20 protein-coding genes and 1 pseudogene are annotated in these 19371 nt (G+C 70.1%); 14 read left to right on the top strand and 7 right to left on the bottom strand.

Annotation, left to right across the window (positions count from 1 at the left end; all coding sequences use genetic code 11):
* Nucleotides 1–65 precede the first annotated feature (65 nt).
* The 12 genes from ACZ1HC_RS07645 to ACZ1HC_RS07590 all read left to right on the top strand — a co-directional run bounded on the left by ACZ1HC_RS07645 (nt 66) and on the right by ACZ1HC_RS07590 (nt 6878).
* The gene (locus ACZ1HC_RS07645; RefSeq protein WP_472699448.1) at nt 66–539 is read left to right on the top strand and encodes a flagellar basal body-associated FliL family protein; all 474 of its coding nucleotides are present in this window, start codon (nt 66–68) and stop codon (nt 537–539) included.
* A complete protein-coding gene (locus ACZ1HC_RS07640) occupies nt 536–907 on the top strand; it encodes a hypothetical protein (protein WP_472699447.1) in 372 nt (123 codons plus the stop codon). Before ACZ1HC_RS07645 ends, ACZ1HC_RS07640 begins: the two co-directional genes overlap by 4 nt.
* A complete protein-coding gene (locus ACZ1HC_RS07635) occupies nt 900–1085 on the top strand; it encodes a hypothetical protein (RefSeq protein WP_472699446.1) in 186 nt (61 codons plus the stop codon). The genes ACZ1HC_RS07640 and ACZ1HC_RS07635 overlap by 8 nt, the downstream gene beginning before the upstream one ends.
* The gene (locus ACZ1HC_RS07630; protein WP_472699445.1) at nt 1049–1441 is read left to right on the top strand and encodes a MotE family protein; all 393 of its coding nucleotides are present in this window, start codon (nt 1049–1051) and stop codon (nt 1439–1441) included. Before ACZ1HC_RS07635 ends, ACZ1HC_RS07630 begins: the two co-directional genes overlap by 37 nt.
* Before the next feature lie 9 nt (nt 1442–1450).
* Nucleotides 1451–2317: a flagellar motor stator protein MotA gene (gene motA / locus ACZ1HC_RS07625; RefSeq protein WP_472699444.1), complete on the top strand. Its 867-nt coding sequence runs from the start codon at nt 1451–1453 to the stop codon at nt 2315–2317.
* Between the two features lie 154 nt (nt 2318–2471).
* Nucleotides 2472–2600 carry a hypothetical protein gene (locus ACZ1HC_RS07620; RefSeq protein WP_472699443.1) on the top strand — a complete coding sequence of 43 codons (129 nt, stop codon included), beginning with the start codon at nt 2472–2474 and terminating at the stop codon, nt 2598–2600.
* Nucleotides 2597–3436: an FHIPEP family type III secretion protein gene (locus ACZ1HC_RS07615; RefSeq protein ID WP_472699442.1), complete on the top strand. Its 840-nt coding sequence runs from the start codon at nt 2597–2599 to the stop codon at nt 3434–3436. Before ACZ1HC_RS07620 ends, ACZ1HC_RS07615 begins: the two co-directional genes overlap by 4 nt.
* A gap of 23 nt (nt 3437–3459) precedes the next feature.
* On the top strand, nt 3460–3699 hold the full coding sequence (locus ACZ1HC_RS07610; protein ID WP_472699441.1) for a hypothetical protein: 240 nt from the start codon (nt 3460–3462) through the stop codon (nt 3697–3699).
* Entirely contained in the window at nt 3693–4688 is a 996-nt protein-coding gene (locus ACZ1HC_RS07605) for an FHIPEP family type III secretion protein (RefSeq protein ID WP_472699440.1), read from the top strand. Before ACZ1HC_RS07610 ends, ACZ1HC_RS07605 begins: the two co-directional genes overlap by 7 nt.
* Nucleotides 4688–5443: a flagellar biosynthetic protein FliR gene (locus ACZ1HC_RS07600; RefSeq protein ID WP_472699439.1), complete on the top strand. Its 756-nt coding sequence runs from the start codon at nt 4688–4690 to the stop codon at nt 5441–5443. The genes ACZ1HC_RS07605 and ACZ1HC_RS07600 overlap by 1 nt, the downstream gene beginning before the upstream one ends.
* Nucleotides 5440–6510 carry a flagellar type III secretion system protein FlhB gene (flhB, locus tag ACZ1HC_RS07595; protein WP_472699438.1) on the top strand — a complete coding sequence of 357 codons (1071 nt, stop codon included), beginning with the start codon at nt 5440–5442 and terminating at the stop codon, nt 6508–6510. The genes ACZ1HC_RS07600 and flhB overlap by 4 nt, the downstream gene beginning before the upstream one ends.
* Nucleotides 6507–6878: a hypothetical protein gene (locus ACZ1HC_RS07590; protein WP_472699437.1), complete on the top strand. Its 372-nt coding sequence runs from the start codon at nt 6507–6509 to the stop codon at nt 6876–6878. The genes flhB and ACZ1HC_RS07590 overlap by 4 nt, the downstream gene beginning before the upstream one ends.
* A 208-nt stretch (nt 6879–7086) precedes the next feature.
* Here ACZ1HC_RS07590 and ACZ1HC_RS07585 read toward each other — a convergent pair.
* Nucleotides 7087–8123: pseudogene (locus ACZ1HC_RS07585) on the bottom strand (endonuclease/exonuclease/phosphatase family protein).
* 248 nt (nt 8124–8371) lie between these two features.
* On the opposite strand from ACZ1HC_RS07585, the gene ACZ1HC_RS07580 reads away from it, so the two are divergent.
* On the top strand, nt 8372–9970 hold the full coding sequence (locus ACZ1HC_RS07580; protein ID WP_472699436.1) for an OpgD/OpgG family glucan biosynthesis protein: 1599 nt from the start codon (nt 8372–8374) through the stop codon (nt 9968–9970).
* A 21-nt stretch (nt 9971–9991) separates the two neighbouring features.
* On the opposite strand, the gene ACZ1HC_RS07575 is transcribed toward ACZ1HC_RS07580, so the two are convergent.
* The 3 genes from ACZ1HC_RS07575 to ACZ1HC_RS07565 all read right to left on the bottom strand — a co-directional run bounded on the left by ACZ1HC_RS07575 (nt 9992) and on the right by ACZ1HC_RS07565 (nt 14294).
* Complete coding sequence (locus ACZ1HC_RS07575; RefSeq protein WP_472699435.1) at nt 9992–11506, bottom strand: malonate--CoA ligase; 1515 nt, start codon at nt 11504–11506, stop codon at nt 9992–9994.
* Complete coding sequence (locus ACZ1HC_RS07570) at nt 11503–12822, bottom strand: malonyl-CoA decarboxylase (protein ID WP_472700806.1); 1320 nt, start codon at nt 12820–12822, stop codon at nt 11503–11505. The genes ACZ1HC_RS07575 and ACZ1HC_RS07570 overlap by 4 nt, the downstream gene beginning before the upstream one ends.
* Nucleotides 12823–12911: 89 nt before the next feature.
* Nucleotides 12912–14294, bottom strand: coding sequence for an SLC13 family permease (locus tag ACZ1HC_RS07565; RefSeq protein ID WP_472699434.1), 1383 nt, complete (start codon nt 14292–14294; stop codon nt 12912–12914).
* 159 nt (nt 14295–14453) lie between these two features.
* On the opposite strand from ACZ1HC_RS07565, the gene ACZ1HC_RS07560 reads away from it, so the two are divergent.
* Nucleotides 14454–15113 (top strand): GntR family transcriptional regulator, encoded by a 660-nt coding sequence (locus ACZ1HC_RS07560; protein ID WP_472699433.1) that lies wholly within the window; start codon nt 14454–14456, stop codon nt 15111–15113.
* A 7-nt stretch (nt 15114–15120) separates the two neighbouring features.
* Here ACZ1HC_RS07560 and ACZ1HC_RS07555 read toward each other — a convergent pair whose 3' ends face one another.
* The 3 genes from ACZ1HC_RS07555 to ACZ1HC_RS07545 all read right to left on the bottom strand — a co-directional run bounded on the left by ACZ1HC_RS07555 (nt 15121) and on the right by ACZ1HC_RS07545 (nt 19338).
* A complete protein-coding gene (locus ACZ1HC_RS07555; protein ID WP_472699432.1) occupies nt 15121–16170 on the bottom strand; it encodes an AbrB family transcriptional regulator in 1050 nt (349 codons plus the stop codon).
* A gap of 64 nt (nt 16171–16234) precedes the next feature.
* Nucleotides 16235–18814: an HWE histidine kinase domain-containing protein gene (locus ACZ1HC_RS07550; RefSeq protein WP_472699431.1), complete on the bottom strand. Its 2580-nt coding sequence runs from the start codon at nt 18812–18814 to the stop codon at nt 16235–16237.
* A complete protein-coding gene (locus ACZ1HC_RS07545; RefSeq protein ID WP_472699430.1) occupies nt 18811–19338 on the bottom strand; it encodes a biliverdin-producing heme oxygenase in 528 nt (175 codons plus the stop codon). Before ACZ1HC_RS07545 ends, ACZ1HC_RS07550 begins: the two co-directional genes overlap by 4 nt.
* Nucleotides 19339–19371 lie beyond the last annotated feature (33 nt).

Raw genomic sequence — 19371 nt, 5'->3', positions numbered from 1 at the left:
GGTCGTCATTAAGAATTGGTTAGTCGCGCGGTGCTAAATCCGTCTTGTCACGACGGAGAATCACCATGACCGATGCGGCCACCAACGGGGCTGTCGATCCGCCCAAGGCATCCGGCAGGAAGAAGCTGATCCCGCTTCTGGCGGCGGTGCTTCTGGCGGGGGGCGGCTTTGCCTCGACTTATCTGGGGCTGTGGTCGCCCGCCGCCCTGCTGGCCCCCCGGGAGGAGGCGCCGGACCTTCCCGCGGTCGTCTTCGTCACGCTGCCCGTCATCGAGCTGAACATCCCCGGCGGCGCAGGCCGCAGCCTGGTCCTGGGCGCCAGCCTCGAGACCGACGCCGTCCACAAGACCGCCATCGACCAGATGATGCCGCGCATCCTGGATACCTTCACCGGCTTTCTGGCCGACATCGACCCCGCCGCCTACGACAAGCGCGGCGTTCTTGAAATCATCCGGGCCGAGCTTCTCGCGCGCACCCGCTATGTCCTGGGCGAAACCGCCGTCAAGGACCTGCTGATCACGGAGTTTCGCTTCAAATGACGATGACCCTGGACCATGTCTTTCAAGCCGCGCTGCTGGTGGCATCGCTGGGCCTGGGCAGCTTCTGCCTGATCCTGTCGCGCAGGCTGCGGCGGCTCAACGACCTGGAAACCGGCCTTGGCGGCGCGATCGCCGTCATGGCCTCGGAAGTGGACCGCCTGGACCGCGCCATCCGCGAGGCCAAGGACGAGGCCACGGCGGCGGGCCAGGCGCTGTCGGCCGAGATCGCTGCGGCACGCAAGGAACGCGCCTTGTGGGATCTGCGCCAGAAGCTCACCCAGGCTCAGGCGCAGGCGCCGGTCAATCCGCCCGCTCCGGTGGTTCCCCTGCGCCGGCTGCGCAAGCGCGTGGTCAACGCCGATGCGTAGGTCGATCCTGACGATGCTGACCCTGGCCTTCGGCCTGCCCGCCGGCGCCGCGCTGTGGCAGGCGCAGGATCTGTCGCGGCTGTTCGCGGCCTCGGCCAGTTCGGGGACCTTCTGCAAGGCTGCACCGATGTCCCCGAGGCCGTGGCGCTTGCCACCGAACTGCGCGACCGCGCCCTGAGGATCGAGCGCTACATGGAGGCGCTTGACCGCCGCGAGGCCGAGATCGCCACCGCCGAGGCGGCCCTGAAGGCCCGCGCGACCGAACTGCGCCAGCAGAAATCGCGAATCCAGACCAGCCGCGGCGACGCTTCGCAGGCGGTGCGCGAGGATATCGACCGGCTGGTGGCGGTCTATGACCAGATGAAGCCCGCCGAGGCTGCGGCGGTGCTGTCCAACCTGCCTCCCGACTTCGCCGCCGAAATCCTGATGCGCGTCCAGCCCGAGAACGGCGCCCGCATCATCGCCTCGGTCGAGCCTCGCCAGGCCGCCCTGCTGACCGCCCAGATGGGCGCGCGCAGCCTTCAGAACGACTAGGAGAATCCCATGTTCGGCATCGTTGGCATCGTCGTCACCTTCGCGATGGTCTTTGGCGGCTACATCCTGGCGGGGGAAAAGATGGCGGTCATCACCCATTCGCTGCCCTTCGAGATGATGATGATCGGGGGTGCGGCCATCGGATCCTATCTGCTGTCCAACGACAGCCACACCCTGAAGCACACGCCCAAGGGGATCCTCCAGGCGTTCAAGGGGACGAAATGGACGGAAGCCGACCACCAGGACGTGCTGTGCCTGATGTTCCAGCTGCTGAAGATCGCGCGCGAAAACCCCGTCGCCCTTGAACAGCACATCGAGAACCCGACGGAATCGCCGATCTTCGCCGCCTATCCGCGCCTACTGGCCGATCACGAGGTCGTCTCGCTGATCGCCGACACGCTGCGCTCGGCCAGCCTCAATTACGACGACCCCTACCAGGTCGAGGAAATGCTGGCGCGCCGCCTGGCCGGCCTGCGCGAGGATTCGATGCATGTTCCCCACGCCCTGCAAAGCATGGCCGACGCCCTGCCCGCGCTGGGAATCGTCGCCGCGGTCCTGGGCGTCATCAAGACCATGAGCGCGATCGACCAGCCGCCCGCGGTCCTGGGCGGCATGATTGGGGGCGCGCTGGTCGGCACCTTCCTGGGCGTGTTCCTGGCCTATGGCTTCGTGGCGCCCCTGGCCGCCCGGCTCGGCGGCGTCATCAAGCAGGATCTGGCCTTCTTCGACGTCATCAAGTCGGTGCTGATCGCGGGCCTGCACCAGCACGCCACGAACCTCTGCGTCGAGGTCGGGCGCCAGACGGTGCCCGACCATGTCCGCCCCAGCTTCGATACGCTGGAGGCCGCGCTGCGCGACCTGAAGAAGGCCGCATGATGATCGGCGCGCTGGTGACGGTCCTGGGCCTGGCGGGCGCGGCCGCCGCCGAGGGCCCGCTTCTGCCCGATGCGGCCGCCCTGGCCGACGAGGCGACCCGCTGGCTTCTGGAGGGCGAGCCGCTTCCCCCGACTATCGCCTCCGCCTTCTGGCGATGCCGCCCGACGCGCGGTTGCAGGCGCTGGTCTTCCTGCGCCGCGCGGGCCTGCTGACCGCCGAGGCCTGGCCGCTGTCGGACATCCTGGGGCCGGTCCCCGCCACGCCGGAAAAGGACACCGAATGACTGCCGCGATCCGCGCGAAACCCCGGCGGCAGATCGACGCCTCGGTTCTGGTCACGGGCGGGCTGGTGCTGATCGTCATCTCGATGGTGATCCCGCTGCCGCCCGCGGTCCTGGATTTCGGCTTCGCGCTGTCTATCGCGGCGGCGGTGCTGATCCTGGTCATGGCCTCGCTGGTGGACCGGCCGACCGACTTCCAGGCCTTCCCGATGCTGCTGCTGATGACGCTGGTGATCCGGCTGTCGCTGAACGTCTCCTCGACCCGGCTGATCCTGACCCAGGGCCACACCGGCACGGATGCGGCCGGCCATATCATCAACGGCTTCGCCAGCTTCGTCGCGGGCGGATCGCTGATGGTCGGGCTGACGGTCTTCGCGGTGATCTCGATCGTGAACTTCGTGGTCATCACCAAGGGCTCGGGGCGCATGGCCGAGGTCGCCGCGCGCTTTGCCCTGGATTCGCTGCCGGGCAAGCAGCTGGCCATCGACGCCGACCTGAACGCCGGCGCCATCGACCACCAGGAGGCCAAGGCCCGCCGCCAGCGCGACCAGCAGGAGATAAACTTCTTCGGCTCGCTGGACGGTGCCTCGAAATTCGTCAAGGGCGACGCGGTGGCGGGTATCGTCATCACCCTGATCAACCTGCTGGTCGGCCTGGGCATCGGCATCGTCTCGCACGGCATGCCCGTGGGCGAGGCGATGGCCACCTATTCGCACCTGACCGTCGGCGACGGCCTGGTGGGCCAGATCCCCGCAGTCATCACTTCGATGGCGGCGGCGCTGCTGCTGTCGCGGGGGGCGCGACCGATACGACGACCCGGCTGCTGTCAAGCCAGCTGATCCGCACGTGGCAGCCCGCCATCGTGGTCGCGGCGGCCATGGTGCTGATGGCCTTCGTGCCGGGGATGCCGCGGATGCTGTTTCTGGCGCTCGCCGCGGCCCTGGTCCTTGGCGCCTGGCGGCTGCACCGCAGGGCTCAGGACGCCGCGGCCGCCCTGCCCGACCTGCCGGCCGAGGCTGCGGCCCCCGGCCTGCGGCCCGCATCGGCGACGTCCTCGACACCGACGAGATCAGCGTCGAGATCGGCACCGACCTGGTGCTGATCGCGCTGGACCAGGCCCGCGGGCTGGGCAGCCGGATCACCAACCTGCGCATCCACATCGCCCGCGCCTATGGCCTGATCCTGCCCGACGTGCGCATCACCGACACGGACGAGCTGCATCCCGGCGACTACCAGATTCGCATCCACGGCGTCGTGCGCGGCCGCGGCAGCCTGCGGCCCGGCGCGATCCTCGCACTGGGCCCCGACCACGTCCTGCAGGGGCTTGGGGGCGATGCGGTGCGCGAGCCGGTCTATCTCAGCCCGGCGCGGTGGATCGGCCGCGACAGCCAGGAAGACGCGGCCACGCGGGGCGCAACCGTGGTGACCCCGATGGAGGTCCTGTCCACGCACCTGATGGAGGTGGTGAAGGCGAACCTGTCCTCGCTGCTGACGCTGGGCGCGATGCAGCGCCAGATCGAGGAGCTGAAGTCGCTGTCCGACACCGGACGCGCGGAACGCAACCGGCGCTATTTCGACGGCATGATCCCCGACAAGGTGTCGCCCGAGGCGCTTCTGGCGGTGCTGCGGGCGCTTCTGGACGAGAGGGTTTCGATCCGCAACCTGCCGCTGATCGTCGATGCGATGGCCGAGTTCCGCGGCATCGATCTCGATCGAGACCGTCTACGAACTGGTGCGCAAGCGCCTGCGCGGCCAGATCACCCAGCAGTACAGCGACCCCTCGGGGGGATCTCGGCGCTGCAGCTGCACCCGGCCTGGGAGGCCGAGTTCGTGCGCGCCGACAGCGAAACCGGCCGGGCGGGCGGCGGGGCGATGACGCCTGCCCTGTCGCGCAAGCTGCTGGAGGCCGCGCGCCGGACCTTGGCCACGGTCGAGCCCGCCCTGCAGACCGTGCTGGTCGCGCCCGACCACCGCCGCCGGATGCTGCGCGCGGTCCTGGGATCGAACGGCATCGCCCTGCCGGTCCTGGGCCTCGAGGAAATCGACCCCGGCGCCGACCTGCGGCTGGTCGGCACGATCGAGGTCGGCTGATGGCGGATCTGCTGGGCCAGTTTCTGCCAGGCTTCGGCTGGACCTGGGTTCTGGTCTATCTGCGGGTCCAGGCCCTTGTCCTGGTGCTGCCGGGTCTGGGGGAGCGCGTCCTTCCGGTGCGGGTCCGCGTCGCCGCGGCCATGGCGGTCACGCCGATGCTGGCCGGGCTTGCCCCACAGGCCGCCCCGCCTGGCGACATCCTGGCGACCATCGGCCAGGCCGCGGCAGAGATGCTGATCGGCCTTGCCGCCGGGATGGGCCTGCGCCTGCTGGCCCTGTCGCTGGACGTCGCCACATCTGTGATCGCGGCCACGGCCTCGCTGTCGCAACTGGTCGGGGGCCAGAACGAGGCCGCGCCCCACCCCATCGGCAACATGATCCACCTGGCGGGAATCGCCGTGCTGATGGCGATGGGCCTGCCGGTGATGCTGGTCCACCTGATGGCCGACAGCCTGGCGATCTGGCCGCCGGGCGGCTGGCCCGAGATCGACGGCATCGCCACCGAGACGATCCGCCTTGTCGCCCGCAGCTTCTGGATCGCCATGCTTCTGGCCGCGCCCTTCACGCTGGGCGGCTTCATGTTCCAGGCCCTGTCTGGGGTGATCAACCGGGTGATGCCCGCCCTGCCGGTGGTCTTCATCGGCTCGCCCGCCGCGATCCTGCTGGCGCTGGGCGCCCTGGCGCTGCTGGCGCCGGTGCTGGTCGCGCTCTGGGCCGACGCGGTCCTGAGCTTCATGCTGAGGACGACCCCATGAGCGAGGAGAACGACGACAAGCCCTTCGAGGCATCGGACCAGAAGCTGCGCCGCGCCCGCGAAAAGGGCGACATCCCGCGGTCGGCCGAACTGAACGTCGCGGCGATGTATCTGGGCGTCTGGCTGGCCTTCGCGGTCGGCGCGGGCTTCGCCGTCAAGGCCTGGCTGGCGATGGCGACCCGCGCGCTCGGCTCGGAGGGATGGGCGCCCGGTTCGACCGGGGCGATCGCCGCGGCGCTTGGCCAGTACGCGGGCTGGGCGGTGCTGGGGCTTGCCGCGGTGCCAAGCCTAGTGATCCTGGTGGCGCTGATCGCCGGGCGCGGGCTGGTCTTCGCGCCCCAGAAGCTGGCCTTCGACCTGAACCGCATCAACCCCGTCAAGACCGCGGCGCAGAAGTTCGGCAAGTCCGGGCTGGTCACCTTCGGCATCTCGCTGGCCAAGGCGGGCCTGGTCTGCGCGGGCGGCTGGTTCCTGTTCCGCAGCCTGCTGGGCCACCTGCTGGCAAGCCCGCTGGCCGGGGACAGGTGGATCGCCGATCTGGGGGTGATGCTGGGCCGCGTGCTGGGGCTGGCGCTGGCGGTCTCGGTGCTGATCGCGGGGCTGGATCTGGGCTGGCAGCGCTTCGACCACCGCCGCAAGAACCGCATGACCCGCAAAGAGATGGAGGACGAATACAAGGATTCAGAGGGGGATCCGCATTTCAAGGCCGTCCGCCGCCAGCGGGCCGTCGAGATCGCCACCAAGCAGATGCTGGCCGATGTCGCCAAGGCCGATGTGGTGATCGTAAACCCCACCCATTATGCCGTCGCCCTGGAATGGAAGCGCGGCAGCGGGCGGGCGCCCCTGTGCCTGGCCAAGGGCACCGACGAGGTCGCCGCCCGGATCCGCGAGCGGGCCAGAGAGAACCGGGTGCCGATCTATTCCGACCCCCTGCGCCCGGGCGATCCATGCCACCGTCGAGGTCGGCCAGGAAATCCGCCGCGAGCAGTTCGCCGCCGTCGCCGCCGCGATCCGCTTTGCCGAGAAGATGCGCGAAAAGGCGCGGGCCGGGTGGTGAGGGGACGATGACCCGGCAAAGCGACAGGCTGGCGCAACTGGAACGCATCGCGCGGCTCAAGGCGGAACGCGAACTCAAACGCTTCGCGGCCTTCAACCTGCACATGAAGCAGGCCCAGACCCAGGCCGCCGCCATGCGCACCGCGCTTGACCAAAGCTATCGCAGCGACGCGCCCCTGACGGTCCCCGAGGCGCGGATCGCCAACGCCCAGGCCGGGCGCAGCGCCCGCGACCTGCACCAGGCCGAAGCCGAGGTGGCGAGGATGCAGCCCCGTTTCGAGGCCGCCCGCCGCGACGCGGTCCGCGAGTTCGGCCGTGCCGAGGTGCTGCTGACCCTCGCTGCCCAGAGCCGGGCGGATGAAAAGGCGCCGCGGTTCTGAGCCCGGCCAGGATCCGGGCGGGGGGTCACCGACGCGGGCGACGCAGGCGCGCGCGGAAAGCCGCCGCGCCGGTCGATCTGGATCCTTTTGGCCCCCGCCCCGGGATGCCGCCCGACGCAGGCCGGAAGCGGCGCGCAGGCCTGCGGCGATCGCTAACACCGGGATAGGGCGGCTCACGCGGGGCCCTGAACCCGCCGCGGCCGAGGCCCTAGTCGCCCGCGCGCCGCGGCGCGGCGGGTTGCAGGTCGATGTCCACCCAGACAAGCCGGTGGTTCGACGCAGCCTCGACCGCAGCGGCCAGTGGATCGTCCGGCGCAGGCCAGAGGACGCCGCTTGCGATGACCTTCAGACCCTTGGCGGGCAGGACGTAATCGACGCGCAGGTTGCCCGGGCCCGCAGGGTCATAGACCGCCGTATCCAGGGCCGGATCGCCCCTTTGCGCGGCATTGGCGCCGGCCTGGTCGGGCTGGAAATCGCCCCGCGGCTGCGGATCCTGCGCCTGCTCCAGCAGCGCGGCCAACGCCTGCGGCCGGCCGTCGCCGTCGGCCAAATCCAGGTTCGGATTGCCCAGCAGGACGAAGGGCGCATCGGGCAGGTGGTGCAGCCAGAAGGCGGCCTCGTCGTGGTTGCGGCGGCCGTTGCGGTCCTCGCGGCCGTCAAAGACCGGAGGCGTTGCCGACCAGGCCAGCAGATGCAGCGGCCCCGCCGGGGTCGTCACCGGCACGTCCCAATGCGCGGTCGAGGACAGCCGCTGACCCGGGTCCGTGCCCGGGGGCGCCAGCGTGCCCGGCAGATCGCGCCACAGCGCGCCGCTGTGATCGGCGACGGGCCCCAGGGGCAGGCGCGACAGCACCGCCATCGCGTTCTGGCCAGTGAACTGCCCGAAGCCCTGCGCGTCCCCGGCCCCCCGGCGCGGCCGTCACCGTCCAGATCCAGTCCGGTCTGCAGGCCGCTGTTGGGTCGGCCCGCGAAGGCATGGGGCAGCGGATGGCCCCGTTCGGCCAGCAGCGCCGCGAAGGCTTGCAGCGCCAGCCCGTCGTGGTCCCAGTCGATCCCGGTCAGCAGGATGACGTCGGGCGCCGCCGCCGCGATCACCTGCGCCGCGGCCAGAACCTGGGGGTCCTGCTTGCGGATGTCGCGCAGCAGAAGGCCGGGGCCGGCCCGAGTCAGGCCGGGATCCCAAGTGGCAATGCGCAGGGTTTCGGCCCAGGCGGGGCCGGCCAGGCACAGGCAACAGCAGATCATGCGAAAGACCGACACCATGCCGCCAGTCTTGGCACGGGCCTGCCGCCCTGCCAAGGCCGGTCGCCAGAACAAAGGGGGCCAAGCTGCCGTCCCCCGCCATCACCAGGGCCGGCGCATCGCCCGGTGACCGGGCAGGCTGCCTGCTGCCGGCGTTCCGCCGGCAAGCGATTGCCGAGCCCCGCGCCCGCCCTTGCAATCCAAGCGGAAGTTAACATTTGATGCCGGCGAACCCACCCCGCCCGAATCTCATGCCCAGCGATCCGTTCAGCCGCCGACTTCTGTTGCAGGCCGCTCTGGGAAGCGGCGGCTTCTTCCTGCTGCCCCGACTTGCCCGGGCCCAGGCCGCCGCCTCTGCCGCGGCGCAGGGCGAGGGGCAGACCTTCTCGTTCGGCTGGCTGCGCGAACTGGCCCGCCACATGGCCGCCCGTCCGCATCAGCCGCCCCGCATCGCCCAGCCCGAGATCCTGGACCGGGTGGATTACGACCACCACAACCGGATCCGGTTCCGCCCCGAGCGCAGCCTGTGGCGCAACCAGGGCAGGCGGTCCACGGTGCAGGGCTTCTTTCCCGGGCGCTATTTCCGCAACCCCGTGCGCATCCATGCCGTCGCCGGCGGCATCGCGACCGAACTGCCGTTCTCGCTGGATCTGTTCGACATCCCGCCGGACAACCCGGCCCGGCAACTGACCCGCACCCAGGGATTCGCGGGGTTTCGCGTGCAGGACGCGCAGACGCAGGTGGACTGGATGGCCTTCCTGGGCGCGTCCTACTGGCGCACCTCGGGCTATAGCGGGCAGTTCGGGCTGTCGGCGCGCGGGCTGGCGATCGACACCGCGATCCCGCACGGCCCCGAGGAGTTCCCGATGTTCACGCAGTTCTGGCTGGAACCGGCCGACAACGGCGATCTGACCACCTATGCCTTGCTGGACAGCCCGCGCGCGACCGGCGCCTATCGGATCGCGTCGCGGCGCGGCGACGGCGTCAGCCAGGACATCACCGCCACGGTCTTTCTGCGCGACGCGGTGGACCGGCTGGGGATCGCGCCGCTGACCTCGATGTTCTGGTTCGGCAAGAACACCCCCCATGTCTCGCCCGACTGGCGGCCCGAGGTGCATGATTCGGACGGTCTGGAGATCCTGGCGGCCAATGGCGAACGCATCTGGCGGCCGCTGAACAACCCGCCCGCAACGATGGTCAACAGCTTCGCCGCGCCGTCCGTGAAGGGCTTCGGGCTGATGCAGCGGGAACGCGACTTCGCGCAATACCAGGACGACGGGGTGTTCTACGACAGGCGCGCCAGCGCCTGGGTCACGCCGCAGGGCGACTGGGGCGAGGGCGCCGTGGTCCTGACCGAACTGCGCACCGACGACGAGATCCACGACAACATCGTGGCCTTCTGGCAACCCGCCCGGCCCGCCGCGCGCGGCCAGCAATACGACCTTGCCTATCGGCTGGACTGGGTGCGCGACAATCCTGCCCCCGGCCCCGTCGCCCGCTTCACAGCGACCCGGCTGGGCGCCGGCGGCGTGCCGGGCCAGCCGCGCCCCAAGGGGGTGGTCAAGGTGGTCTGCGACTTCGCGGGGCCGAACCTGGTCGGCCTGTCGCGCGACGACGGGCTGTCTGTCAGGGTCACCACCGCCCAGGCGCGGGTGTCGAACACCGCCGTCCATCCGGTGGTGGGCACCGATTACTGGCGCGCGCTGTTCGACCTGGCCCCTGCCGGCACGGGCGACGCGCCCATCGACCTGCGCGCCTATGTCGATCACCAGGGCAGGGCCGTGACCGAGACGCTGATCCTGCAGCTGTTCCCGTCGCAGCTGCGCGCGCTTCTGGCCCGCACCCCCTGACCCCTGCGAAAGAACCGCGCGCTAGCGCCGATACAGGTCGGCGTACTGGTCGCGCAGCAGGTTCTTCTGGACCTTGCCCATGCTGTTGCGTGGCAATTCCGTCACGAACAGCACGCGCTTGGGCTGCTTGAACCGGGCCAAGCGCCCCTCCAAGGCGCCCAGCACCTCGGGTTCGGTCGTGGCATCGGGTGCCTGCGGCACCACCACAGCCGTCACCCCCTCGCCCAGGTCGGGGTGCGGGACGCCGATCACGGCGGATTCGACCACGCCGGGAAGGGCGTCGATCTCGGTCTCGACCTCCTTGGGATAGACGTTGTAGCCGCCGGTGATGATGAGGTCCTTGCCCCGCCCGACGATGTGCAGATAGCCCCGGTCGTCAAACTTGCCCAGGTCGCCGGTGATGAAGAAGCCGTTCGCCCGCAGTTCGGCGGCGGTCTTTTCGGGCATCCGCCAGTAGCCCTTGAAGACGTTGGGGCCGCGCACCTCGATCATGCCGACCTGCCCGCGGGGCAGCTCCGCGCCGGTTTCGGGATCCGTCACGATGATCTCGACCCCCGGCAGCGGCATCCCCACGGTGCCGGCCACGCGGTCGCCGTCATAGGGGTTGGAGCTGTTCATGTTGGTTTCGGTCATGCCGTATCGTTCCAGGATCGCGTGGCCGGTGCGGGCCTGCCATTCGCGGTGGGTCTCCGCCAGAAGTGGTGCCGAACCGGACACGAACAGGCGCATCTGCGCGGCGGCGGCGCGGTCCAGCCGGTCGTCCTGCAGCAGCCGGACATAGAAGGTCGGCACCCCCATCAGCACGGTCGCCCGGCTCATCAGGCCCAGGATCCGGTCGGGGTCGAACTTCGGCAGGAAGATCATCGAGGCGCCCGAGAACAGCGTCACGTTGGTGGCCACGAACAGGCCATGCGTGTGAAAGATCGGCAGCGCATGGATCAGCACGTCGTCGGCGCGGTAACGCCACGCCTCGCGCAGGACATCGGTGTTCGAGACCAGGTTGCGGTGGGTCAGCATCGCCCCCTTGGACCGGCCCGTCGTCCCCGAGGTGTAGAGCAGCGCCGCCAGATCGTCCGCCTCGCGCGCCACGGTGGCGAAATCGGCGCCCTGCGTTGCGGCGGCATCGGCCAGGCTGCCGCGCCCCTCGGCGTCCAGCGTGGCGATCCGCGCGCCCGCCCGGCCCGCGGCATCGGCAAGCGCGCCGGCCCGGGCCGGGTCGCAGACCAGCAAAGCGGGCGTGGCGTCGCCGATGAAATAGTCGATCTCGGCGGGCGTGTAGCCGGTGTTCAGCGGCAGGAACACCGCCCCTGCCCTGACCGTCGCCAGATAGAGGATGATCGCCTCGACCGACTTTTCCACCTGCGCCGCCACCCGGTCCCCCGGCGCCACGCCCATCGAGGCAAGGGCATTGGCCATCCGGCCCGTGCGCGCGACCAGATCGCCATAGCTGATGCGTTCGCCCGCAAGCGTCTCGACCGCGACCGCGGCAGGATCGGTGATGCGGCCCTTCAGGATGTCGAACAGATTGGCGGTCATGGCTTGTCTTTCGTGGTGGTTGGCGCGGGCAGGTGGCGGCGGACCGCCTCGGATGCGGCGATCTCGGTGCGTTCGGCGAAGGCCTCGTGGTTGGCCTCGATCCGGCCGGGATCATAGAGATAGTTCACCATCAGCCCGTGCGATTGCTTCAGTCCATTGGCCGAGACATCGCCCAGGAAGTCCAGCCGTTCAAGACAGGCGCCGTTGCCCAGGTGGAAACGGGCGACGGGATCGACCGCCCGGCCCCTGGCGTCGCGGGCGCGCAGGAAATAGACGGCGGCCGCCGCCAGCAGCGGGTCGCGCAGGGCCTGGGCCGCGTCGCGGTTCAGGTGCCAGCCGGGCTGGTCCAGGGGCGCCAGCGCGGCCAGAAGGTCGGCGGGCAGCAGATCGCCCGCCGCCCGCGCGCGGGCCAGCCAGGCGGCGAAGCCCGGCACCGGGGACAGGGTGACGAAGGTCTGGATGTCGGGCAGTTCGGATCGCAGTTCCTCGACCACCTGCTTGATGAGGAAATGGCCGAAGGAGACCCCGGCCAGCCCCTTCTGCGTGTTCGAGATCGAATAGAAGACCGCCGTCGTGGCCTCGGCGGCCTCGATCGGCTGGCGGCCCAGATCCAGCAGCGGCGCCACGGTGTCGGGGATGTCCCGGGTCAGGGCGACCTCGACGAAGATCAGCGGTTCGTCGACCAGCTGCGGGTGGAAGAAGCCATAGCAGCGCCGGTCGGTCGGCTGCAGGCGGCCCCTCAGGTCGTCCCAGTTCCGGATGGCGTGGACCGCCTCGTAGCGGATGATCTTTTCCAGGATCGCGGCGGGCGTATTCCAGTCGATATGGCGCAGCACCAGGAACCCGCGGTTGAACCACGAGGCGAAAAGATGCGCGAAATCGCTGTCCACGCGCCGCAGCGCCGGGTTGGCCTTCAGGTGGCGCAGCAGTTCCTCGCGCATCCGCACCAGGGCCGCGGTGCCGCCGGGGGCCAGGTTCAGGCGGCGGAACAGCTCCTGGCGGCGCGGCTCGGCCGCGACATGCAGCGCCTCGACCGCCTCGACCGAGCCGGGGTCGCGCCGCACGGCCTCGAGCGCGCGGGCCACGGCATCGGGGTCGGGGCCGAAGCGGTCGGCCAGGGTCTGAAGAAACTCCAGCCGCCGCGCCTCGTCGGCCTCTTCGAAGGCGGCGACCAGGGCGCGCGCCAGGGCGACGCCCGAGGCCTCGCCCCGGCGCGACAGCAGCAGTTCGCCCATCTCGGCCAGGCCGGGCGGCGCGGTGACCCGCCCCGCCGGATCGCGCCAGCGCAGCAGGGCGCGGCCCCGGTCCGAGAGCATGTCGAACAGGTCGCCGAAGCGGGTCTGCCTGGGGGTCTGCGCGGTCCGGCTCACGGCACTCTCCTGGTGGGGGTGGGACGGCGCCGGGGTCAACCCGGCAGCACGACGAAGATCAGCCACAGCACCACGGGCGCGACGATGGTCACGATGGCCCCGTAGTTCAGCAGCTTGCGGAAGAAGGCCTGGCGGTCGATCCCGTGCGCGTTGGCCAGCACCAGGGCGCCGTTGGTCGAGAAGGGGCTGACATCCACGATGGTCGAGGCGACCGCCATCCCGGCGATGAAGCCGATCGCGCCGACGCCGTTTTCGCCCTGCAGGAAAGGCACGGCCAGCGGGATCAGCGAGCCCAGCACCGCCGTCGAGGACGCGAAGGCCGATACCACCGCGCCGATGAAGAACAGCATCAGGGCCGCCAGCAGCGGCGAGGCCATGCCCGCCACCGAATCGCCGACGAAGTCGATCGTGCCCATCTCCTGCAGCACCGCGACATAGGTGCTGACGCCGGTGATCAGCATGATTTCCGGCCAGGCGACCTGCGCCATCGCGCGCTTCTGCAGGGTCGGGTTCCACAGCGCCAGGGCCAGGCCGATGGTCAGGGCGACGAAGCCGATGTCCAGGTTGAAGGCCAGCACCAGCACCGCCAGCAGCACAAGCCCCACCAGCGTGAAGATCTGATAGGGCGTGCCGTCGCCTTCGCGGCCTTCCTCGACCTCGGCCACGAGGCGGTTCGAATCGCCGCCGCCTTCCTGGCTGACGCGCCTGGTCAGGGCCTGCGCCTCGCTGTCGCCGAAGATCTGCGGGCCGGTGGCGGCGCGGGCGATGTCCACATGGGGGACGCTGACGGGTTCGACCGCGCCCAGCCGCGCCGACATCAGGCTGCGCCCGCCCAGCAGCAGGAACAGGATGCCGGCCACCGTCGCGTTGACGACGAAGCTGGCGGCGAATGTGGTCATCGCCGACAACGGCAGTCCCGCCTGCTCGACCACGCCGTTGGTGATGCCGCCATAGATGCTGATGGGCGAGAAGCCCCCGGCCTGCGCGCCGTGGACCACCATCAGGCCCATCAGCAGCGGGCTGATGTGGTAGCGGAAGGCAAAGCCCAGGGCGATCGGGGCGACGATGGCGACCGCGCCGGGGCTGACCGCGCCCACCGCCGTCAGCAGGGCCGAGATGGCGAACATGATCCAGGGGATCGCCGCGATGCGCCCCTTGACCGCGCGCACCGCCATGCGCACCAGCCAGTCGATGGTGCCGTTGTTCTGCGCCAGGGCGAACAGCCAGGTGATGCCCACCAGCGTCAGGAACAGCCCGCCGGGAAAGCCTCCGATGATGTCGCCGGTCGTCTGCCCCGCCAGCAGCGTCCCGACCAGGAAGGCGCCGACGAAGGCCAGCACGCCCATGTTGATGGGCCAGATGGTGGCGATCACGAACATCGCGGCCAGCGCATAGATGGAAACGAGATGTGGTGTCATGCGGCTCTCCCCTTGCATGAACGGCATCGGGGATCCGCCTCCGCACGGATCCTCCTCCCGCGGGTGTCATACCCGGTTTCGCTTCTGATGTATATAACGCGGTCGCTGTTGGATTTTTCCGCCGGGTTCGGCTATGCTGGCCGCAACAGAGGGGAAGAATTGACCAGCGTTCCGAACACCTTGCGCATCCGCCGCGCGCTTGAGGATGCGATCGTCCGCGGCCGCTACCTGCCCGGCACCCGCCTGGACCCCGAGGCGATCGAGCGCGAGTTCGCCTGTTCGCGCACCCCCGTGCGCGAGGCGCTCCAGCAGCTCGAGGCCTCGGGTCTGGTCCGGGTCATGCCCAAGCGCGGCACCTTCGTCACCCAGTGGTCCCCCGAGGAACTGGCCGAGCGTTTCGAGGTCATGGCCGAGATCGAGGCCAGCTGCGGCCGCCTGGCCGCCCGCCGCATCAGCCATGCCGAACTGGACATCTTCCAAGCTGTCCACGACGACTGCCGCCGCCTGGCCGGGGCGGGCGAGGTCGAGGCCTATTACGCCCGCAATTCGGACTTCCACCACTGCATCTACCGCGCCACCCACAACGCCTTCCTGACCCAGGAAGCGGCGCGCCTGCACGCGATGCTGCAGCCCTATCGCCGGATGCAGTTGCAGGTCAGGAACCGCATGGCCCGGTCCTTCGCCGAACACGACGCGATCATCGCGGCGATCCGGGACGGCGACGGGGACCGGGCGGCGCGGGCGCTGCACGACCACGTGATCGTGCAGGGCGACCGGTTCCACGATCTGGTGGCGGCGATGCGCCGGACGCTGGCCTGATGCCCCCCTAGCCGCGCCCGCGCCGCCGGATCAGCGCGAACAGGACCGGCCCGCCCGTCAGGACCAGGATCACCCGGACGATGTGATGGGTCACCACGAAGCCCAGGTCGGCGCCGGCGACCAGCGCCAGCATCGACATCTCGGCCTGCCCGCCGGGCATGAAGGCCAGAAGCCCCTCGACCGGGGGGGCCAGGCCGGTCAGGGTGACGAATTCGGTGACGGCCCCCGCCAGCGCGGCCAGGATCAGCACGAAGACCACCCCGCCCGCCACCGTTTCGCGCAGTTCCCGCAGCGTCACCCCGGCATAATTGCTGCCCACGCCGATGCCGATGAGGAACTGCGCGGCCAGAAGCGCCTCTTGCGGTGGGCGCATATGCAGGACACCTGTCAGCGACAGCGCCGCCGCCACGATCAGAGGCCCCAGAATGGCTGCCCCGAAAAGGCCGATCCGGGCGGCCAGGGCCCAGCCCGTTATCGCTGCCACCACCATCACGGCAAGCTGGCTCCAGGGCATCCGCGCCGCGGGCTCGCCGACCGGATGGGTCAGTTCGACGCCGTAGAACCAGACCAGAAGCAGCGGACCCAGGATCATGATGACCAGCAGCCGGGTCACATGGATCAGCGAGACCTGGCGGATGTTGGCCCCGGCCTCGGCGGCGAAGATGGTCATGTCGGCCGCCCCGCCCGGCATCGCGGCATAGAAGGCGGTGACCCGGTCGAAGCCGCAGAAGCGCCGGAAGAAGGGCACGCCGATCAGGCCGATGGCGGCGATGTAGGCGGGGATGATCGACAGCGACGCCAGCATCGAGGGCAGTTGCGCCACAAGCGCGGGCGTCACCGAGGCGCCGACCGCCACGCCCAGCACCGACCGCGCCGCCACGCCGATCGGTCCCGGACCGGCCATCCGCATCCCGGCCAGGGCCGCGACCAGCGAGGCCGTCATCGGCCCGAACAGGAAGGGCAAGGGCAGGTGCAGCAGCCAGAACAGCCCGACGCCCGCCAGGCCGATCAGAACCGTCTGCGCCCGCTGCCTGAACACCGTCCCTGCCCCCGTCATCTTTTGCCCGCCCGACCTTGAGATCCAGACCTTGCGCGTTCCGGCACCGCGGCGCCGGCTTGCGTCAGCGGCCCCGCATCTCGGCCTCGGCCAGCTTCTGCATGATGTCGGCGATCTGATAGGGCTTGCTGACGACCGGCGCCTCTGCAAACCCCTCGGGCAGCGACATGGACGCCCCATAGCCGGTCGCGAAGACGAAGGGAATGGCCCGGGCGCGCAGCGCCTCGGCCACGGGCAGCGAATCCTCGTCGGCCAGGTTCACGTCCAGAACCGCCAGTTCGGGCGGATCGCTGTCGATCAGCGCCAGAGCCCCTGCCACCGTCGCCGCGGGCCCGATCACGCGCAGGCCGTGATCGGCCAGTTCGGCTTCCAGCGCCATGGCGATCAGGGCCTGATCCTCGACCAGAAGGACACGGCGGCCGGCCAGCGGGCTGGCGGGCACTGGGGATCGCGAAGCCGCAGGGGCGGGCACAGGGGCGGGCGCGGGGGCGCCGGCCTCGGCGGCGGGGCGGACGAAATCGGCCGGCAGCAGAAAGGCCGCGGCGATGCCCTGCGGACGGTATTCGACGCGGCTTTGCCCGCCGAGATCGAAGGGCAGCGACTGTTCGATCAGCGCCGTCCCGAAGCCAGACCGCTGCGGCGGCCTCAGGCCCTGCAGGCCGTCTTCGGACCAGTGGATATGGCAATCCCCCTGGTCGTCCAGACGCCAATCCACCGACAGATGGCCGCCCGGGCGCGACAGCGCGCCGTATTTGGCCGCATTGGTCGCCATCTCGTGAAAGATCAGCGCCATGACCGAAAAGGCCCGCGCGTCCAGGCCCAGATCGGGACCGGTCAGGCGGATCGGCTTGCCGTCGCCCGAATAGGGCCCCAGTTCGGCTTCCAGCAGATCGCGCAGCAGCCCGCCCTGATCGTCGCGAATCACCTGGTCATGGGCATAGGCCAAGGCCTGGATTCGGCCGCGCAGGGCGTTGGCATAGTCGGTCAGCGTCTCGTCATCCTTGGGCTTGCGGCTGACAAGCGACTGGATCACCGCCAGGATGTTCTTGACCCGGTGGTTCAGTTCCTGGTTCAGCACCCGCTGGCGGTTGGCGGCGCGGCTGCGTTCGTCGGCCAGCAGTTCGTTGTTGAACAGCAGCACCTCGACCACGGCGATGCGCAGCGCCTCGGCGAAGCGGCGGTCGCCTTCGGACCACGGATGGCTGCGGCCGCGGACGGTTTCCTTCCAGATCGCGAAGCTCGTGCGCGGCGTCAGGCGGTCGCCGAACCGGCCGGTGGTGTAGGTCTTGTTCGGATCGCCCGCCCAGTCCAGCGTCTGCACCGCTTCCTTGCGGAAATAGAACAGGAAGTCGCGCGGGCGCCGCGACAGGGGCACGGTCATCACTCCGGCGATCCGGTCGGTCAGCCCCGGTTCGGCGGGCAGGATGTGCTGCAGGCTGTCGGTGCAGAACACCTGCCCCTCGGGAAGGCCCTCGGCCCAGGCCAGGATCGGCGCGGCCTGCGCCCGGTCGGGGGCGATGCCCAGGGCAGTCCAGCAGCCGTCCAGCCACATGGCGATGCCGTCCGCCTGGATCAGGCTTGCCAGCTGGGGCAGACGGTCGTGCAGGGTGTCGATTGCGTCCTGGTCCTTGCGGGCGCCGGCCATCAGATCGTCCAGGGCGCGGCGGGCCGCCAGTTCGGCCGCCCGTGTCTCCTTGCGCGACAGGGTGTCGAGGTGCATCGAGAAGAACTCGCCCATCATCTCGGCGGCGGCCCGGTCGGCCATCGTCAGGACGCGGGGCGAATAATGGTGGCAGGCGATCAGCCCCCACAGCGCGCCGTCGATGATGATCGACACCGACATGGACGCAGCCACCCCCATGTTTCGCAGGTATTCGCAATGGATGGGCGAGACGCTGCGCAGATGGGCATAGGACAGATCCAGCGGGTCGGCGCCCGCGTCCCGGGTCAGGATCGGCACCGGCACGAAGGACGCGTCGCCGATCACCCGGATCGGATTGCGCAGATACAGCGCGCGGGCCTGCCGGGGAATGTCGCCGGCGGGGAAATACTGGCCGCGGAAGCTTTCCTGTTCGTCCAGCTTGGCTTCGGCCACGACCTTGCCGGCGCCGTCCTCGCCCAGCTGGTAGATCATCACCCGGTCATAGCCCAGTTGCGCTTGGGCCAGCAGCGCCGCCTGCGCGATCAGCGTCTCGATGTCGTCGGTGGCGCGCAGCCGCTCGATCACCGTGCGCGACAGGCTGATGATGGTGCCCACCCGGTCCGAGGCCGGTTCGAACTCGATGATCGTGTGGCCGTGAAAGCGGTGGATGGTGGCGTCGAAGGGGCGGCCGTTCACCTCGATGCCGAAGACCAGGGCGGGGAGCGGCCTGCGGCCCGACACGGCCAGGGCGTTCAGCAGCCGGTGGGTGGGATCCTCGCCGATCACCTCGGCCAGCCGCTGCCCCAGCGGGTGCCCGGGCAGGCCCAGCATCCCGATGGCGTTTTCAGAGCAATACAGCACATCCCGCGCCAGGTTGTCGCAGGCCAGCAGGCAGCCGTGCGGCTGGATGCTGCCGGGGATGTGGATCGGTTCGCGATCGCAGTTCGTCAGGTCGATCGCCTGGCCGACCAGGGCGGCGTCGAAGGCAGCGTTGTCGTTCATGCCGCAGCTTTCACGCCATATGCACAGAGTGCAAGCCCAAAGACGTCGCGGGCGCCGTCCAGGGCCTGCGCCACCGGCACCTCGGCCTGTTCCAGCCAGACCAGGAAGCGCCGCCAGCGTTCCGGCGCCGCGGTCTGGGCCGCCAGATGGCGCGCGCCGTGATCGGCCGTGAACCCCTGCGCCGCAGCCCGCCGCGCCAGCAGCCGCGCCCCCAGCGCCGAGCCCTCGAGGACATAGCACGCCGCCGCCTGCGCCGCCGGCCCCGCCAGCAGCGGCGCGTCGGGGATCGGGGGCCGTGGCTGGCCCAGGTCGCGCATGTCCCGTTCGATCAGCGGCAAGAGGCGCTGCACCTGCCAGCCCTGGTCCGTCAGCCGGGGCTCGAGAGCCGCGCGAAACCGGTAGCTGCCGGACAGGAAGGCGCAATAGGCCGGCGCCCCGTCGAAGGCACCGATCGCCCGGTCCAGGCGATCATGCAGATCTCGCGTCCCTGTCATCAGGACGCGACGCAGCGATCCATGCGTCATGTTTGTGCGCCATCCAGCAACCCGGTCTTGCCC

The organism is Paracoccus sp. BR5-17 (assembly GCF_055693925.1).
Note: the sequence above shows the minus strand (reverse complement) of the source record. Positions and strands in the feature narration are given on the sequence as shown.

Excerpts from the sequence above, each read along its gene's own strand:
- ACZ1HC_RS07645 (WP_472699448.1), top strand. The coding sequence starts at position 66 with ATGACCGATGCGGCCACCAACGGGGCTGTCGATCCGCCCAAGGCATCC.
- ACZ1HC_RS07640 (WP_472699447.1), top strand. The coding sequence starts at position 536 with ATGACGATGACCCTGGACCATGTCTTTCAAGCCGCGCTGCTGGTGGCA.
- ACZ1HC_RS07635 (WP_472699446.1), top strand. The coding sequence starts at position 900 with ATGCGTAGGTCGATCCTGACGATGCTGACCCTGGCCTTCGGCCTGCCC.
- motA (WP_472699444.1), top strand. The coding sequence starts at position 1,451 with ATGTTCGGCATCGTTGGCATCGTCGTCACCTTCGCGATGGTCTTTGGC.
- ACZ1HC_RS07620 (WP_472699443.1), top strand. The coding sequence starts at position 2,472 with ATGCCGCCCGACGCGCGGTTGCAGGCGCTGGTCTTCCTGCGCCGCGCG.
- ACZ1HC_RS07615 (WP_472699442.1), top strand. The coding sequence starts at position 2,597 with ATGACTGCCGCGATCCGCGCGAAACCCCGGCGGCAGATCGACGCCTCG.
- ACZ1HC_RS07600 (WP_472699439.1), top strand. The coding sequence starts at position 4,688 with ATGGCGGATCTGCTGGGCCAGTTTCTGCCAGGCTTCGGCTGGACCTGG.
- flhB (WP_472699438.1), top strand. The coding sequence starts at position 5,440 with ATGAGCGAGGAGAACGACGACAAGCCCTTCGAGGCATCGGACCAGAAG.
- ACZ1HC_RS07590 (WP_472699437.1), top strand. The coding sequence starts at position 6,507 with ATGACCCGGCAAAGCGACAGGCTGGCGCAACTGGAACGCATCGCGCGG.
- ACZ1HC_RS07580 (WP_472699436.1), top strand. The coding sequence starts at position 8,372 with ATGCCCAGCGATCCGTTCAGCCGCCGACTTCTGTTGCAGGCCGCTCTG.
- ACZ1HC_RS07575 (WP_472699435.1), bottom strand. The coding sequence starts at position 11,506 with ATGACCGCCAATCTGTTCGACATCCTGAAGGGCCGCATCACCGATCCT.
- ACZ1HC_RS07570 (WP_472700806.1), bottom strand. The coding sequence starts at position 12,822 with ATGCTCTCGGACCGGGGCCGCGCCCTGCTGCGCTGGCGCGATCCGGCG.
- ACZ1HC_RS07565 (WP_472699434.1), bottom strand. The coding sequence starts at position 14,294 with ATGACACCACATCTCGTTTCCATCTATGCGCTGGCCGCGATGTTCGTG.
- ACZ1HC_RS07555 (WP_472699432.1), bottom strand. The coding sequence starts at position 16,170 with ATGACGGGGGCAGGGACGGTGTTCAGGCAGCGGGCGCAGACGGTTCTG.
- ACZ1HC_RS07550 (WP_472699431.1), bottom strand. The coding sequence starts at position 18,814 with ATGAACGACAACGCTGCCTTCGACGCCGCCCTGGTCGGCCAGGCGATC.
- ACZ1HC_RS07545 (WP_472699430.1), bottom strand. The coding sequence starts at position 19,338 with ATGACGCATGGATCGCTGCGTCGCGTCCTGATGACAGGGACGCGAGAT.